We start from the raw sequence: 15899 nt of genomic DNA, 5'->3' as shown, positions 1-15899 counted from the left end.
TTTCACCCCGTTGACCAGGTGTTTCAGCCCGTTCCGCCCGCCGTGCGGTGCCGCACCACCGAACCTCCGCGCTGCTTGACGATCTCCAGCTGGGTCTGCACCCGGGTCCGCAGGTCGGCGACGTGGCTCACGATGCCGACGCTGCGGTCGCGTTCGCGCAGCGAGTCCAGCACGTCGAGCACCTCGTCCAGCGCCTGGTCGTCGAGGCTGCCGAACCCCTCGTCGATGAAGAGGGTGTCGAGCCGCATGCCGCCCGCCTCGTCGGTGACCACGTCGGCCAGGCCCAGCGCGAGGGCGAGCGAGGCGAAGAAGGTCTCGCCGCCGGACAGCGTGGCGGTGTCCCGCTCGCTGCCGGTCCAGGCGTCGACCACGTGCAGCCCGAGCCCGGAACGCCCCCGTCCGCTCGCCTTGGCGTCGGAGTGCAGCAGGGTGTAGCGGCCGCCCGACATGCGCAGCAGCCGTACGGTGGCCGCGGCGGCGACCTGTTCGAGCCGGGCCGCGAGCACGTAGGCCTCCAGCCGCATCTTGCGCTCGTTGTCCGCGGAGGTGCCCGCGGTGAGTCCGGCGAGCCGGGCCACCCGTTCGTAGGCCTCGCGCAGCGGTCCCAGGGAGCGCAGCTCCCGCTCCACTTGGAGGGAGAGCCCGTCGAGGTCCTTGCACCGGACCCGGGCCGCGTCCACGGCGGACCCGGCCGTACGAAGCTTCGCGGCGGCCAGCGCCGCGTACGCCTCGGCCGCCTCCGGCGCGGCCGGGGGCAGGGCCGCCGCCGCGGCGGTGTCGCTCTCGCCGAGGCGGTCGGCCAGCATGGCCTCCTCCGCCTGCCAGGCGTCCGTGCGGCGTTGGAGCGCGCTGCGTTCGTACTCGGGGAGCACGGCCTCGGCCGCCTCCTCGGTGGTGTCGAAGCCGGCCTTGAAGGCGGCGTCGGCGAGCTGGTCGTCGGCCTCTTTCAGCCGGGCGGCGGTGGTTTCGGCCCGGCGCAGCGAGGCGGCCGCCGCCGTGACCATGCGGACCCGGTCCTCCAGGACTCCGGCGCGGGCCGCGACGCTGGGCGCGTCCGCCCGCACGAGGGCCAGCTCCGCTTCCAGCGAGGCCTGTTCCCGGTCGAGGGCCTCACGGCGCGAAGCCCGTGCCGCGGCCCGGGCCTCGGCTTCGCTCCGCTCGGCGCTGCGCACCGCGTGCTCCCGCTCGGCGCGGGCCAGCCGCTCGCGGGCGGTGTGCAGTCCGGCGGCGGCTGCGTGCGCCTCGGCGTGACGGGAACTCAGCACGGAGGTGAGTTCCAGGAGTTCGGAGGTGGTGGCTTCACCCGCGGCGGCCGCGGCCTCGGCGCGGGCCTCCCGGACGGCGGCCAGCCTGCGCTCGACGCCGGCCCTGCGCTCCTCGGCCCCCTCGAAGCGGGCGTGCGCCGCCTCCTCCGCGGCCCGGTCGACGTGACCGGGGGCGGGGCGGGCCGGAGCCGGGTGCTCCGCGGCCCCGCACACGGTGCAGGGCTCCCCCTCCACCAGGGCGGCGGCGAGTTCGGCGGCGATCCCGCGCAGCCGGGTCTCCTTGAGCTCCAGCCAGCGCTCCCGGGCGGCGGCCGACTCCTCGCGCGCGGTGAGCAGTTCGCCCGAGGCCTGCTCCGCGTCGGCGTCGAGGGCGTCGCGCCGCCGGGCGGCGTGCAGGTGCAGCCGGGCGGGCTCCAGCTTGCCGGCGAGCTGCTCGGCCAGGGTCGCGGCCTGCTGGGCGGCGTCCGCGCGCCCGGCCAGCTCGGTCCGGGTGGCGTCCCAGCGGCCGAGCCACTCGGCGGTCTCCTGCTGCTGCTCCTCGGCGGCCCGGGACTCCCGTTCCAGGTCGGCCCGTTCGCGGCCGATCTCGGCGCTGCGCTGCTCGGCGCGGCGGGCGGCTCCGAGGGCTCCCAGATCCTCGCGCAGCCGCTGCTCGACCGCGGCCAGCTGCTCGGTCCCCGCCTCGGCCAGCTGCGGCGGCAGCTCCGCCCGGGCCACCGACTCCGCGTGCGCGGCGGCCATGTGGGCGCCGGCGGCGGCTCCGCGCAGCTCCAGGGCGGGGGCGACCAGGGCTCCGCGCCGGGCCCGGTCGAGCAGGGCGCGCACCCGCTCCCGCTCCGGACCGGCCTCGGTGAGCAGGGCCGCCCGACGGGTGGTCTCCGCGTGCCGGCGCTGCAGCCGGTCGAGCTCCCGCGCCTCCTCGGCGGCCCGCCGGGCGGCGGCGTGGCGCCCCTCGACGGCGGCGAGCGCGTACTCGGCGACGGTGAGCCGCTCCCGGGCGGAACACCGCGCGACGGCGGCCCAGGCACGGATCGCCCCGGCCAGCCCGGGGTCGCCCGGCTGGTGCCGGGGCAGCGGCCAGGCGCGCAGGTCGGCGGCGTCCCCGGCGGCCTGGGCGAGCCGCTGGGCGGTGTGCAGCACCTGCTCGTCTCCGGCGCGGACCTTGGCCTCGGCGGCGCGGCGGCGCTCACCCAGCAGGGTCTCGACTGCGGCGAAGCGCCGGGTGTCGAAGAGCCGCCCCAGCAGCCGTCCCCGCGCCACCTCGTCGGCCCGCAGGAAGCGCGCGAACTCCCCCTGCGGCAACAGCACGACCTGGCAGAACTGCTCGCGGCTCATGCCGAGCAGCTGCTCGATCTCCTCACCGATCTCCTGATGGGACCGACTCAGCGCGGCCCACTTCTCCCCGTCGTACTCGCGCAGCCAGCTCTGCGCCTTGTCCTTCGTCGTCCCGGTGCCGCGCTTCTTGGGCCGGTCCTGCTCGGGGCGCCGGGTGATCTCCAGGCGCCGCCCGCCCGCGGTGAGCTCGAGGGTGATCTCGGTCGGGGTGTCGGAGGCCGCGTGGTCACTGCGCAGGCTGGTGCCGGGGGCCTGCCGGGATCCGGGAACGGACCCGTACAGGGCGTAACACACGGCGTCCAGGACGGAGGTCTTGCCCGCGCCGGTGGGACCGTGCAGCAGGAAGATCCCGGCGCCGGAGAGGGCGTCGAAGTCGATCTCCTGGGGTTCGGCGAAGGGCCCGAAGGCGGTGATGCGCAGCCGGTGCAGCCTCATCGGTGGGTCTCCTGCCGGCTGTCCTCGGCCCGTACCTCGTCGAAGGCGCCCTGGAGGACGTCCCGTTCGGCGTCATCGGAGAACCCCCCGCCCCCGCGCACGTGGGCGACGAAGTCCTCGGCGATCTCCCGGTCGCTGCGCCCCTTGAGCCGCTGGGCATAGGACCCGCCGGCGTCCTCGCCACGCCCCTCGGGGTCGAAGGCAAGGCTCAGCACATGGGGGAACCGCACGGCGAGCCGGGCCATGGGCTCCTCGGGCCGGACGGCGTCGGTGAGCGTCGCCTCCACCCAACAGTCCTCGTACCGGGCGTACGCCCCCTCGGACAGCAGCTCCTCCAGTGACCCCCGGACCCGGGCGAGGGCGCGCGGCACAGGCGTGTCGACGCGCTCGGCGCCGACGATCTCCCCGTCCCCACCCAGCTCGACGACCCACATGCTCTTGCGGTGGTCGGCTTCGGAGAAGGAGTAGGCGAGCGGAGAACCGGAGTAGCGGACCCGTTCGCTGATCGTCTGGCAGCCGTGGAGATGACCGAGGGCGGCGTAGTCGACCCCGTCGAAGACGGAAGCCGGCACGGCCTCGACCCCGCCGACGGCGATATCGCGCTCACTGTCACTGGCCTGCCCGCCGGTGACGAAGGCATGGGCAAGCACGACGGACCGCGTCCCGGGCGCCCGCCCGGCCAGATCGGCCCGGATCCGGTCCATGGCCGCACTCAGCACGGCCTCGTGGCTCACCTTCCCGGCACCGAACTCATCCCTCACCAGCGCGGGCTCCAGGTACGGCAGCCCGTACAGCGCCACGTCACCGTGTACGTCGGCCAGCACCACGGGGTCGGCACACCCGGCGGGGTCGGTCCGGAGGTGGATGCCGGCCCGCCCGATCAGCCCGGCCCCGACGCCGAGGCGGCGGGCCGAGTCATGGTTCCCGGAGATCATCACGGTCGGCACGCCAAGATCGGCAAGCTGATGCAGAGCCCGGTCGTACAGCTCCACGGCGGGCAACGGCGGCACGGCCCGGTCGTACACGTCACCGGCGACAAGCACGGCGTCGACCTCGTGCTCCCGCACGGTCTCGACAAGATGATCGATAAAAACGGCCTGGGCGCCGAGCAGGTTCACCCGATGGAAGCTCCGCCCCAGATGCCAGTCGGAGGTATGCAGGAACTTCACTCGCCGGCACCGCCGCGCATACCGTCTCCCCCTGCTGGATGACCCCGCTGGCCGGACCGCACCGGCCGGACCCTGAACCCCTCTACGCTAACGCCTCCCCGGCGTCGCTCCGTCCCGTTCGCCCCTTCGCCCGTTCGCCCCTTCGTCCCCTCGGGCGCTCAGGCCGCGTAGGTTTCCCCGCCGGGTGTGAGGGTGGCGCTCCCGGCGGTGCTGTCGGCCAGCCAGGCCCCGAAGGCGGGCAGGTCGGTCTCGGGGAGGGCGACCTCGATCTCCACGGCGGCGCCGTAGGTCACACCGAGGACGGTCCGGCCGGTGGAGCGGAGGTCGTTCTCGGTCTTGCCGGCCCGCTGGTGGTCGACGGTGACGGTGACCAGCCGGTAGCGGCGGCGGGTGACGGTGCCGAGCGCGTCGAGGGCCTCCCCGACGACGCCGCCGTAGGCGCGGATGAGCCCGCCGGCCCCGAGCTTCACGCCGCCGTAGTAGCGGGTGACGACGGCGACGGCGTAGCGGATGTCCCGGCGCGTGAGCATCTGCAGCATCGGAACCCCGGCGGTACCGCCGGGCTCGCCGTCGTCGCTGGCCTTCTGCACGGAGGCGTCGGCGCCGATGACGTAGGCGTAGCAGTTGTGCGAGGCGGTGGGGTGCTCCTTGCGGATCCGGGCGACGAACTCCTGCGCCTCCCGCTCGGTCGCCGCGGGCGCGAGCGCGCACAGGAACCGCGAGCGATTGATCTCGGACTCGTGCACACCCTCACGGGCCACCGTCACGTACTGGTCTGCCTTCACCCGTCCACCCTAAGCCGTGGCCCAGGCCGGACCGGCCGTGCAGAACCGGGCGCCCGGGACGACCGCCTCAGCCGTTCACTCACCGACCACGAAGGCGGGTGCGGGGCCGCCGGACCCGGGACCGCCTACTGCGCTGGGGACCGCACCCAGGGAGCGAAGCGCTGATCGGGGCCCGCATCCTCGCGCCAGTACCTCAGGACGGTTTCCCGGACGATGTCGAGCCGCCCGGCGGCGATGAGACACGAGACCGGCTCCCGCCCACCGGCGTCGGCCTCGAAGGCGAGCATCCACCGGCACCGGCAGCCTCCTCATCCCGTTCGAGCAGGGCACCCTGAGATGGCTACGGGGAATCCGGCATGCGTCCTTTCTGTTGATCGAGCTGGCGGCAATCAGCAGTCAGACGGAGCAGGACCAGCAGCAGGAGGCGGCACGCGTGTACGGCGATCCGGGAACCATTCGCAAGATCCTCACCGAGCTCGGCGACACCTGGGCCGTGGTGGGCCTGTCCAACAATCAGGACCGGGCCGCGTACCGCGTGGCCGAGGTCCTCCAGCGGTACGGCAAGCGCGTGATCCCCGTGCACCCCAAGGCCGAGACGGTCCACGGCGAGCAGGGCTACGCCTCGCTGGAGGCGATCCCGTTCAAGGTGGACGTGGTGGACGTCTTCGTGAACAGCGCCCTTGCGGGTGCGGTCGCCGACGAGGCCGTGGCGAAGGGGGCCGAGGCCGTCTGGTTCCAGCTGAACGTGGTCGACGAGGCCGCCGCCGACCGTACCCGCGCGGCCGGACTGGACATGGTCATGGACCGCTGCCCGGCGATCGAGATCCCCGCCCTCTGAGGCTCCGAGGGGGCCTCCCGGCCTTCAACCCTTTCAACGCGGCTCAAGTATCCAAACCGCCCAAACGGTACGAATACTTGAGACCGCGCCTCCCCGTCGGGGTCTGCCGCGCACCTCGGACCGACCCCGACCAGGGAGCCCCGCCGTGATCAGTCATGCCCACAGCCATGCCCACAGCCGTGCCCGGAGCCACGACCGCATCGCCGTGCTCGATCTCGACGGAACCCTGGCCGAAGGATCGCTGGCCGCCCCGTTCGTGGAGTCCCTCATCGCCGGCGGCGTCTGCGATCCGGCGGCCGGACGGGCGGCGCTCGACGCGATAGCGGGCTACCACGACGAGGACGCCGATCCGGAGGGCTCGGCCGCCCACGCCCCTACCGCCGCCGCCTTCTACGGCCACTTCGCGCGGGCCCTCGAAGGTGCGGACCGGACCGAGGTGGAGCGGGCCGCCGAAGCCGCCTGGCCGGCGGCCCGGAAGAGGATCCTGCCCTTCGCGGACGAGCTCGTACGGCTCCTGCACGCGGCCGGGCTGCGAACGGTGCTGATCTCGGGGAGCCCGTACGAGATCGTCCGGCGCGCGGCGGCGGAGCTGGGCATCGGCGAGGCCCACGGCATGCGGGCCGAGTTCCGGCGCGGCCGCTGCACCGGGACCCTCACCACGACGCCGGCCCTGCCCGGCGGCAAGCGCGCGGCGCTGCGCAACGCGACCGAGGGGGGTCCCGTGGACCGCCGGAGCTCCTTCGCCATCGGGAACTCCCCCTCCGACGCCGAGGTGTTCGAGCAGGTCGGGCTGGCGGTCGCCTTCGAACCGGACCCGGTGCTGCGGGGCTGGGCGATGGACCGGGACTGGATCACGGCCGACCGGGGCGACGTACTGGCCGTCTGCCAGGACCTGATCGCCACGCACCCGGTGCTGGGCGCGGCAGGCCGCGCGGCGAACCGCGACGCCGGCCTGGGGGTCGCCGGCCCCCGCTGACCCCAGGCCGGCCTCGCCGCTCACCCGCGGGCGGTCACCCGAGGGGCCGCCCGCGGGCGCTCACCCGTGGGTGGTCACCGGCGGGATGGAGACCGCCATGGTCATCTCCATCGGACCGGGCCCCTCGTTGCGGTAGGCGTGCGCGGCGTCCGCCTCGAAGGAGACGGCCCCGCCGGCCGGCACGGTGTACGTCTCGTCCGCGACCAGCAGCGTCAGCTCGCCCACCGTGACGTGCAGCATCTCGAAGGTGCCCGGCGGGTGCGGGTCCGAGGCGGTCCCCTCGCCGGGCTCCAGTCGGTAGGTCCACATCTCCACCGGCCCGCGCCGGTCGTCGCCGAGCAGCATGCTCGCGCCGCTGCCGCCCTCGGTGGACCACATCCGCACCCCTTGCCCCGGCAGCACCACCTGGACCCGCGGACCGCGGTCGTGGTCGAGCAGGGTGGTGATGCTGACGCCGAGCGCGTCGGCGAGTTTGACCGTCGTGCCGACACTGGGGTTCGTACGGGCCTGCTCGATCTGGATGATCATGCCGCGGCTCACCCCCGCACGGGCGGCGAGGGCCTCCAGGGTGAATCCGCGCTCACCGCGCCAGCGCTTGAGGTTGCGGCCGAGTGCCTGGGTGAGCTGTTCGAGATCCGACACCGTTCCATCCACTCCGTACAATATTTTGGATGACAGGGTTCAACAGGCTGAACTATCGTGTGCTGTACTTCATCGTGTACTCCACCGTTCAATGCACTGTACTGCGAGGCCTGCCATGACCGCCCTGTTCGCCCTGGCCACCGCCGTCCTGTGGGGCCTCGCCGACTTCGGCGGAGGCCTGCTCACCCGCCGGATACCGGCCCTCACGGTGGTGGTGGCCTCCCAGGTCCTCGCCGTCCTCGTACTGGGCGCGGTGGTCCTGGGCACCGGGGCCTGGCGGGAGGCCGGACCGCAGCTCTGGTTCGCGGTGGGGGCGGGGCTGGTCGGTCCGGTGGCGATGCTCAGCTTCTACAAGGCGCTCGCCCTCGGCCCGATGGGCGTGGTCTCCCCGCTGGGATCGCTCGGCGTGGTGGTGCCGATGGCCGCGGGACTGCTCCTGGGCGAGCGGCCCGGCGCCGCCCAGCTCGCCGGGATCGCGGTGGCCGTCGTGGGCATCGTCCTCGCGGGCGGACCCGAACTGCGCGGCGCTCCCGTACAGCGGCAGGCCGTCGTCCTCACCCTCGTCGCGGCCTTCGGCTTCGGCGCGGTGATGGCCCTGATCGCCCCCGCCTCCTCCACCGTGCCGGGTCTGTTCCTCGCGCTGTTCGTCCAGCGCGTCACCAACGTCGCCGTCGGCGGCACGGCCCTGTGGGTACGGACCCGGCGCGGCGCCCCGGCCCTCCCGGCGGGCACGGGAGGCCTGCGGATCCTCTGGAAGCTGCTGCCGGCGCTCGCCTTCGTCGGCCTCGCCGACGTCGCGGCGAACGGCACCTACTCGATCGCCGCCCAGCACGGCCCGGTCACCACCGCCGCCGTGCTCTCGTCCCTCTACCCGGTGATCACCGCCCTGGCCGCCTTCGCCGCCCTCAAGGAACGCCTGCGCACCGTCCAGGCGGCGGGTGCGGGCCTGGCCCTGGCGGGCACCGTCCTCCTGGCGGCGGGCTGAGACGCGCTCGGGTGCGTCACGGACCGGTCACAGGCACCACACGGCCGCCGCGACCCGGACAGAGTGGCGCGATGCGCACACACCGCCCCGCCGCCGCACTCGCACTCGCCGCCGCAGGCCTTCTCGCCCTGACCGGCTGTTCGAAGGTGCTCACCAGCGAGCCCGAGCCGGACACCAAGCCCCTCTCCTCACCGTCCGCCACACTCGGCTCGGCACCCACCACCGCAGCCCCGACCTCGCCCGCACCCGCGTCCGCACCCGTGAGCAGCAAGCCCGCCGTACCGGCCTCCACTCCGCCGGCAGCCCCGAACCCCGCACCGGCACCCGCCCGGGCCGCCGTGCCCAACGGCGTCGGTCAGGTCCTGCAGACCGCCCAGGACGACGCGCAGGCCGCGGGGTTCTTCCTGCTCGGCTCCACCGACGCCCTCGGGCAGCACCGCATGCAGGTCCTCGACCGGAACTGGAAGGTCTGCTCACAGGCGCCGTCCGCCGGCACACAGGCCGCCACCGACACGAAGATCGTGTTCAACACGGTCAAGCTCGAAGAGGCCTGCCCCTGACCCACCGGCTCCCGCTGCCCGGCGAAGGGGCGGCAGGTGCGGGCCTCGTCCTCATTCCGGTTCCGTCACGTCCGCCAGTGCGCGCAGCTGCTCCGGGGTCACCCCGTCGGGGATCGGGACCGGCGCCGGGGTGCGCAGGGGTGGCTGCCAGCCCGTCTCGGGGTCCCAGCGGCGGACGATGCGCGCCGGTGCCCCCGCCACCACGGCGTGGTCCGGCACCTCGCCCCGTACGACGGCGCCTGCCGCCACCACGACGTTGCGGCCCAGCCGCGCCCCGGGCAGGATCACCGCGCCGGTCCCCAGCCAGCAGCCCGGGCCGATCTCCACGGGGGCGCTGCGCGGCCACTGCTTGCCGACGGGCTCGTGCGGGTCGTCGTAGCTGTGGTTGGTGGAGGTGATGTACACCCCGGGGCCGCAGAAGGTGTCGTTGCCGATGGTTATCCGGGTGTCGGCGATGACGTGGCTGTCGCGGCCGATGACCACGCCGTTGCCGAGGACCAGGACCGGTTCGGCGCCGAGGTCGAGGTCCGGCATCATCCCGGCGGTGAGCGTGACCTGTTCCCCGATGATGCAGTGGTCGCCGAGCCGGATCCAGGGCGCGCCGAAGACCGTGCCCTGCGGGAAGGCGAGCCGGGTGCCGTGCCCGATCGCGCCGAAGCGCAGCCCTCCGGGGGTCTGGGCGGTGACCGCACCGGCCCGCTGCATCCAGCGCCATCCCGCGTGGGCCGCGCGCCCGGCGAGCCGGCGGCGCAGCCCCGTCAGGGAAGAGAGCGCCGTCTGAGAAGAGAACGTGTTCTGGTTCTTCGCCACCGGGTCACCTTAAGCGCCGGGAGGCCCGGCCGCGCCGTGATCTTCACCCCATCCCCGGGGGCGCGGGCGGCGTGGCCTACGGTTCCGGTAGCGCGACGCGACGTACCGGAAGAGGAAGAGAACACATGACGCAGCAGGCGGCCCAGGCACTCGTGGCGGGTGTCGGCGGGAAGAACCCCGAGATCGACCCGACGGCGTTCACCGCTCCCACCTCCGTCGTGGTCGGGGACGTACGCCTCGGGGCGGGCGCGAGCATCTGGTACTCGGCCGTGCTCCGCGCGGACTGCGGGCCGATCACGCTCGGAGCCGACAGCAACGTGCAGGACAACTGCACCGTGCACGTGGACCCCGGTTTCCCGGTCTCCATCGGCGAGCGCGTCTCCATCGGGCACAACGCCGTCGTGCACGGCTGCACGGTCGAGGACGACTGCCTGATCGGGATGGGCGCGACGGTCCTCAACGGTGCGGTGATCGGCGCCGGCTCGCTGGTGGCCGCCCAGGCGCTGGTCCCGCAGGGCATGATCGTCCCGCCCGGCTCGCTGGTCGCCGGTGTCCCGGCGAAGGTGCGGCGCGAGCTGACCGCGGAGGAACGCGAGGGCATCAAGGTCAACGCCCTCATGTACACCGAGCTGGCCAAGCAGCACAGCGCCTCGGTGACCCCGGGCGCGTAGCGGGCGCTGCCCGGCGCTGCCGGGCTGCTCGTGTTCCCCGCCCTTGGACGGGCGGGGAACAACAGCCCTGTCGGCCGGTGAGCCCCGTCAGTCGGTGAGCACGGTCGGAGCGGCCGAAGCCTGCCCCGGCACCTCGGCCATGTCCGGGGCCGCAGCGTCAGCCGCAGCCGCGTCCGTACCGGCCTCGGCCCGCGCCGCCGCGGCGGCCTTCTTCATCCGCCCGCGCACCACCAAGGTCATGGCGAGCCCGCAGGCGAGGGCCAGGGCGAGGCCCACCCACGAGAACCCCTTCAGCCACGGCTCGGCGACCTTCCCGACCGAGTAGATGACGGCCGTCGTGCCGCCCGCCCACAGGATCCCGCCGAGGACGTTCGCGATGAGGAACCGCCAGTAGGGCATGTGCAGCACGCCCGCCAGCGGCCCCGCGAAGATCCGCAGCAGCGCCACGAACCGCCCGAAGAAGACGGCCCACATGCCCCACTTCTCGAAGGAGCGCTCCGCCATGGCCACCTGGTCCGGCCCGAAGTGCTTGGGGAAGCGCCGGCCCAGCCGCTCCAGCATCGGCTTCCCGCCCCTGCGCCCGATCGCGTAGCCGATCGAGTCGCCCACGATCGCCCCGATCGTCGCGCAGATGCCCAGCACCACGGGGTCGATGTGCCCCTGCTGCGAGGCCAGCAGCGCCGAGCTGACCAGCACGATCTCTCCCGGCAGCGGGATGCCGAGGCTTTCCAGTCCGATGACGAGCCCCACCAGGAGGTAGATGCTGACCGCCGGAATCGTCTCCAGCCACTGCTCGATCACCGGTACGTCCTCCCGAGTTGTTCCGCCCGGCCCGCCCCCTGTGGCGGACCGAACGGGCAGCCTATCCGGTCGCCACCACAGCCTTTGCCCGCAGCGGCAGTTCGCGGGAGGAACGCCCCGCGAACACTTCGCGGCGTCCGGTGCCCACCACCCACGCGTCCCGCCCGGGATCCCAGGAGGACAGGGTGCGCGCGTCGAGGTCCATGACGATCCGCCGCTCCTCGCCGGGTTCGAGGGTCAGGCGCCGGTACCCGGCCAGGGCCCGGACCGGCTGGTCCAGTTTCAGGTCCGGGGACGGGCCCACGTAGACCTGGGCCACCTCCGTGCCCGTGCGGCGTCCGGTGTTGCGGACGGTGAACTCCACGCGCAGCCCGCCGTGCTTCCCGTGCGCGCCGCCCCGCCGGACCGCCAGCTTCTCGTACGCCCAGGTCGTGTACGAGAGCCCGTGCCCGAAGGGGAACAGCGGAGCCACCCGCTGCTGGTCGTACCAGCGGTGGCCCACGTGCACGCCCTCGGTGTACTCCTGCCGCCCGCCCACGCCCGGGTAGCGCACCGGGTCCGCGCCGACCGGGGTCGCCCGCTCGTCGGCCGGGAAGGTCTGGGTGAGGCGGCCGCCCGGTTCCGCGTCGCCGAAGAGCACGTCGGCGGTGGCGGCCGCGCCCTCCTGCCCCGGGTAGTACATCTGGAGGACCGCTCCGGTACGCGGGAGCCACGGCATGGTCGTACCGGAGGAGGTGTTGAGCACCACCGTGGTGCGCGGGTTGGCAGCGGCGACCGCCTCGATCAGCGCCGCCTGGCCGCCGGGGAGCCCCAGGGAGGTGCGGTCGCTGCCCTCGGTGGCGTCCTCGTAGGCGAACAGCACCACGCTGCGGGCCGCCTTGGCCGCCTTGACGGCCTCGGCGAGGTCGGCGGCCCGGGTCGCCTTCGTGGTGTGCCGCAGCCGCAGCCGCTGGCCCTTGGGCCCGCCCTCGGCGAAGACGGCGAGGCGGTGGTCGCCCGCCTTGAGCGCGAGGGTGCGGCGGCGCACGGTGCGGCCGTCGGGCGCGGCGCCGAGCAGTCCGCCGGCGAACTGCTCGGCCACGCCCTGCCGTACGGGGAACAGCTCCTCCCCGTCGAGCCGGACGGCCGGCCGTTTCCCGGTGTAGTGGACGAGCAGGGTCCACTCGTCGTCGGCGGCCAGCCGGAAGGTCCCCTCGTAGCCCCAGGTGCGCCCGGGGGCCACCACCCGGTCGTCGAGGGCGGCGTCGGGCGTCAGCAGTTTCGCCGGCAGCGGGCGCCCGTAGAGGTCCTCGCCGAGGGCGTAGCCCACCGTGGAGCCGCTCCCGGCCCGCCGCCGGATCTCGTCGAGGGGGGCGGCGGCCGCGTCCGGCACCACGTGGGCGCTTCCGCCGCCGCCGACGAAGGGGGTCCGCCCGGTGGGGCCGATCACGGCGATGGAGCGGGCGGCGGGGCCCGTCAGCGGCAGGGTGGCCCGCTCGTTGCGCAGCAGGACCGCTCCGGCGGTGGCGATCTGCCGTGCGGTGCGGGCCCCGGCGGCGGCGTCCCGGGCGGGCCGGGCGGCGGGGTGCCCTGCGAGCAGTCCGAAGCGGTCCATGGTGGTCAGGATCCGGCGTACGGCGAGGTCCACGGTGTCCTCGTGGACGGAGCCGCCGCGCACCGCCTCGCGCAGCGGGGCGCCGTAGTGGGTGCCCGCGGGCATCTCCATGTCGAGGCCGGCGCCGATCGAGGCGACGGTGCTGTGGGTGGCGTCCCAGTCCGACATCACCCAGCCGTCGAACCCCCAGCGCCCGCGGAGCAGTTCGTCGAGGAGCGGCTTGTTCTCGCAGGCGTAGACCCCGTTGACCTTGTTGTAGGCGCCCATCACGGCGCCGGCCCCGGCGGCCACGGCGGCTTCGAAGCCCCGTAGCTCCGTCTCGTGGAGGGTCTGTTCGGCGGCGATCACGTCGACGGTGTCGCGGCCCTTCTCCTGGTTGTTGAGCGCGAAGTGCTTGACGGTGGCGATGAGCCCCTCGTCCTGGATGCCCCGGACGACCTCGGCGACCAGGTCGGCCGTCAGCTTCGGGTCCTCCGAGAACGTCTCGAAGTTCCGTCCGGCGTACGGGGTGCGGATGAGGTTGGCCATCGGCGAGAGGAGCACGTCGATGCCGAGCGCGCGGCCCTCGCGGCCGATGACCCGCCCGTACGCGCGGGCGAGCGCCGGGTCGAAGGCGGAGGCGAGCAGGACCGGCGCGGGCAGCGCGGTGGCGGGCTTGGCGACGCGCACCCCGGCCGGGCCGTCGGCGAGGCGGAGCGCCGGGATGCCCAGCCGCGCGATGCCCGGCACGTAGCCGGCCTGGCCGAGCGGTTCCGGGTCCGGGCCGCCGTGCAGCAGGACGGTCTTCTCCTCCAGGGTGAGCCGGTCCAGCAGGGCGTCGACCCGGGCGGCGCTGCCGGCCGCGGGGGCGGCGGCGGGGGACGCCCCGGCGCCGGAGGCCTTACGGGGCTGCGCGCCGGGCGGCGGCGCCGGTACGCAGCCGGCCGCGCCGAGGGCGGCGCCGAGGCCGCCCATCGCCCCGAGGAGGCGCATCGCACGGCGTCTGGACACGGCCTCGCTCATGGGCGCTCCCTGCGGCGTGGGCATCGGCGTCAGGTGGCGGGAGCGGCCCGCGCCGGACCGCTCCCGCCGCCCACTGTGCGCCGCCCACCGCGCGGGCCCGCTTCAGGCGCGCCACCACGCCACGGATGTTCAGCCCTGCGGCGGCGGCTACCCGAAGTCGGCCGACACCGGAGCCGGTCCCTGCGGCGGCGGCTGCCCGAGGCCAGCCCCGTGGCGGCTGCGGCCCGCCCGAAGTCAGCCCTGCGGCGGCTGGCGTCCGAGGTCGGCCTCGCGCCGGGGCTCGTCCTGGAGCTGGACCCGTGCCTCGGTGCGGTGGCCGCGCTCGACGTAGTCCCGTACGACGGCCTCGACCGCGTCCTGGGGCGAACCGATCCCGGCGAGGACCATCACCTCCACCACGAGCTCGGCGTCGAGACTGATGCTGATCTTGGCTCGGCCCGGCACGGGACCCCTCCATCCGTCGTCGGAGGAGGGACTCTAGCGGGCGCGGGCCTTGCGGCGCAGCGTCCGGACCACCCGGCCCGCGGCGCCGATCGCGCCCACCGACGGGCCGGTGCCCCGTCCCACCGACGTCGGCAAGGCCGCCCGGCGACCAGGAACCGGACGTCGGCCAGGTCCCCCACGATGCCGGCGTTCAGGCTCGCTTCCAGGCCGGTGTGACGGTGCTCGGAGGGCTAGCCCTCCGAGTTCTCGGGGGCCACGCCCCACACCTGGGACCGGACCAGCGCGGTGAACGCCCGCCGCTCGTTCCCGTAGGCGATCCGGGCCGTCACGAAATCCTTCCGGGCCTCCTCCAGGCCGTCTCCGTCCCGCCGGGCGGCCGCGACGTCCAGCGCCATGTGGGCGACGCCCAAAGCCACCGCGTACAGCTCCCGCGCCAGGTCCCCGACGTCCTGGCCGCCGGCCAGCCGCACGTCCTCCAGGACGTCCCGTGCCGAGGCGCCGACCACACGAAGCGTCTCGGGGAGCCGCAACAGGAGGTCGTCCGGTCCGGCCGACAGGCCCCGGGGGCCGACCTCCTCCGCCACGGGGTGGTCCGCCGCGGCGTACTCCCCGGCCGCGGACACCACCCCGTAGCAGGCCTTCAGGAAGGCCAGGTACGCCACGTGCCGGGCGTCGCGGAGTGCGGCCGCGCGGTCGTGGTCGGCCTTCACCTCCAGCTGCGCGCGCTGTTCGTCCAGGGTCAGGCGGGTGAGCCTGCGCGTGGCGGACAGCTGAAGGATCCCCATCACCAGCTGCACCGTGATCGTGATCGCGGCACCGACGACGAAGGCCGTCGGGAACACATCGGCTGTCTGCGCCATGGACCGACCGTAGGCCGGACAGTCGGACACGGAAGGGGAGTTGAGCGACTTCTGAGGGTGACGTCCGCGTCCGGGGCCGGGCGCCCGGGACGACGGCGGCGCGCTGGGGCCGGAACACCTCGGCGGTGGAGTGCGGATCGCCCGTCACGAGGACGCCGGTCGGGGAAGGAGCGTGCCGCGGATGTGCCGTACGACCACCCGCGACACGCTCCGCACCGAGTCAGAGGAGCTACGCGTTGGGGCGCAGCGTCCAGACCACGGTCATCTCGCCCGTCACGGCCTCGTCCTCGCGCTGGATGGCGATGGTGACGGGGAATTCCGGGCGGCCGCCCGCGTCGAGTTCGGCGACGACGTCGGCGGCCGGGCGGCCGAGGGTGGCGGTGGCCGTCACGACGCCCTTGGCGAGCTTCTTGTAGCCGATCTCCGCGCTCACCGCGAGGGGCACCGCGCGGGAGAGCTGGTCGCCGAAGGCGGCCAGGACGATCGCGCCGCTCGCGGACTCGGCGAGGGTGAACATGGCGCCGGCGTGCGGGCCGCCGAGGTGGTTGTGGAAGTCCGGCTGGTCCGGGAGCCGGACGACGGCACGCTCGGGGGTGGTCTCCAGGAACTGGAGGTTCAGGGTCTTGGCCATCGGCACGGTCGCGGCGAGCAGTTCGCCCACGTTCATCTGTTCAGCGCTCATGGGACGCGATGTTACCCGCGAGTAGTCACCCTTGGCCAGACCCGG

15 protein-coding genes are annotated in these 15899 nt (G+C 74.3%); 5 read left to right on the top strand and 10 right to left on the bottom strand.

Annotated features, from left to right (window positions below):
- Nucleotides 1-23: 23 nt before the first annotated feature.
- From OG898_RS25690 to OG898_RS25680, 3 genes are all read right to left on the bottom strand, one after another.
- Nucleotides 24-3035: an SMC family ATPase gene (locus OG898_RS25690; RefSeq protein ID WP_266959461.1), complete on the bottom strand. Its 3012-nt coding sequence runs from the start codon at nucleotides 3033-3035 to the stop codon at nucleotides 24-26.
- The gene (locus OG898_RS25685) at nucleotides 3032-4204 is read right to left on the bottom strand and encodes an exonuclease SbcCD subunit D (RefSeq protein WP_266959459.1); all 1173 of its coding nucleotides are present in this window, start codon (nucleotides 4202-4204) and stop codon (nucleotides 3032-3034) included. Before OG898_RS25685 ends, OG898_RS25690 begins: the two co-directional genes overlap by 4 nt.
- A gap of 158 nt (nucleotides 4205-4362) precedes the next feature.
- Nucleotides 4363-4989: a YigZ family protein gene (locus OG898_RS25680; protein ID WP_250740203.1), complete on the bottom strand. Its 627-nt coding sequence runs from the start codon at nucleotides 4987-4989 to the stop codon at nucleotides 4363-4365.
- Between the two features lie 433 nt (nucleotides 4990-5422).
- Between OG898_RS25680 and OG898_RS25675 the strand changes: the two genes are divergently transcribed.
- Nucleotides 5423-5827 carry a CoA-binding protein gene (locus tag OG898_RS25675; RefSeq protein WP_266960441.1) on the top strand — a complete coding sequence of 135 codons (405 nt, stop codon included), beginning with the start codon at nucleotides 5423-5425 and terminating at the stop codon, nucleotides 5825-5827.
- A gap of 145 nt (nucleotides 5828-5972) precedes the next feature.
- Entirely contained in the window at nucleotides 5973-6803 is an 831-nt protein-coding gene (locus tag OG898_RS25670) for an HAD family phosphatase (RefSeq protein WP_266959457.1), read from the top strand.
- A gap of 60 nt (nucleotides 6804-6863) precedes the next feature.
- On the opposite strand, the gene OG898_RS25665 is transcribed toward OG898_RS25670, so the two are convergent.
- Complete coding sequence (locus OG898_RS25665; RefSeq protein ID WP_266959455.1) at nucleotides 6864-7445, bottom strand: XRE family transcriptional regulator; 582 nt, start codon at nucleotides 7443-7445, stop codon at nucleotides 6864-6866.
- A 115-nt stretch (nucleotides 7446-7560) separates the two neighbouring features.
- On the opposite strand from OG898_RS25665, the gene OG898_RS25660 reads away from it, so the two are divergent.
- Both OG898_RS25660 and OG898_RS25655 read left to right on the top strand, forming a co-directional pair.
- Entirely contained in the window at nucleotides 7561-8430 is an 870-nt protein-coding gene (locus OG898_RS25660) for a DMT family transporter (RefSeq protein ID WP_266959453.1), read from the top strand.
- A gap of 71 nt (nucleotides 8431-8501) precedes the next feature.
- On the top strand, nucleotides 8502-8990 hold the full coding sequence (locus OG898_RS25655; RefSeq protein ID WP_250740208.1) for a hypothetical protein: 489 nt from the start codon (nucleotides 8502-8504) through the stop codon (nucleotides 8988-8990).
- Between the two features lie 51 nt (nucleotides 8991-9041).
- On the opposite strand, the gene OG898_RS25650 is transcribed toward OG898_RS25655, so the two are convergent.
- A complete protein-coding gene (locus OG898_RS25650; RefSeq protein ID WP_266960439.1) occupies nucleotides 9042-9752 on the bottom strand; it encodes a DapH/DapD/GlmU-related protein in 711 nt (236 codons plus the stop codon).
- A gap of 173 nt (nucleotides 9753-9925) precedes the next feature.
- On the opposite strand from OG898_RS25650, the gene OG898_RS25645 reads away from it, so the two are divergent.
- Nucleotides 9926-10471, top strand: a complete 546-nt coding sequence (locus OG898_RS25645; protein ID WP_250740209.1) for a gamma carbonic anhydrase family protein — start codon at nucleotides 9926-9928, stop codon at nucleotides 10469-10471.
- A gap of 87 nt (nucleotides 10472-10558) precedes the next feature.
- On the opposite strand, the gene OG898_RS25640 is transcribed toward OG898_RS25645, so the two are convergent.
- From OG898_RS25640 to OG898_RS25620, 5 genes are all read right to left on the bottom strand, one after another.
- Nucleotides 10559-11272, bottom strand: coding sequence for a DedA family protein (locus OG898_RS25640; RefSeq protein WP_266959450.1), 714 nt, complete (start codon nucleotides 11270-11272; stop codon nucleotides 10559-10561).
- Between the two features lie 61 nt (nucleotides 11273-11333).
- Nucleotides 11334-13868, bottom strand: a complete 2535-nt coding sequence (locus OG898_RS25635; protein ID WP_250740211.1) for a beta-glucosidase — start codon at nucleotides 13866-13868, stop codon at nucleotides 11334-11336.
- A 234-nt stretch (nucleotides 13869-14102) separates the two neighbouring features.
- Nucleotides 14103-14255: a DUF2191 domain-containing protein gene (locus OG898_RS25630; RefSeq protein WP_250740239.1), complete on the bottom strand. Its 153-nt coding sequence runs from the start codon at nucleotides 14253-14255 to the stop codon at nucleotides 14103-14105.
- Between the two features lie 287 nt (nucleotides 14256-14542).
- Nucleotides 14543-15172 (bottom strand): hypothetical protein, encoded by a 630-nt coding sequence (locus tag OG898_RS25625; RefSeq protein ID WP_266959448.1) that lies wholly within the window; start codon nucleotides 15170-15172, stop codon nucleotides 14543-14545.
- 229 nt (nucleotides 15173-15401) lie between these two features.
- Entirely contained in the window at nucleotides 15402-15854 is a 453-nt protein-coding gene (locus tag OG898_RS25620; RefSeq protein ID WP_250740213.1) for a DUF4442 domain-containing protein, read from the bottom strand.
- Nucleotides 15855-15899: the final 45 nt, after the last annotated feature.

The sequence above is a fragment of the Streptomyces sp. NBC_00193 genome (assembly GCF_026342735.1).
GTDB classification, from domain to species: Bacteria; Actinomycetota; Actinomycetes; order Streptomycetales; family Streptomycetaceae; genus Streptomyces; species Streptomyces stoeckheimensis.
The sequence above is the reverse complement of the archived record's forward strand: the minus strand, read 5'-3'. Positions and strand labels throughout refer to the sequence as shown.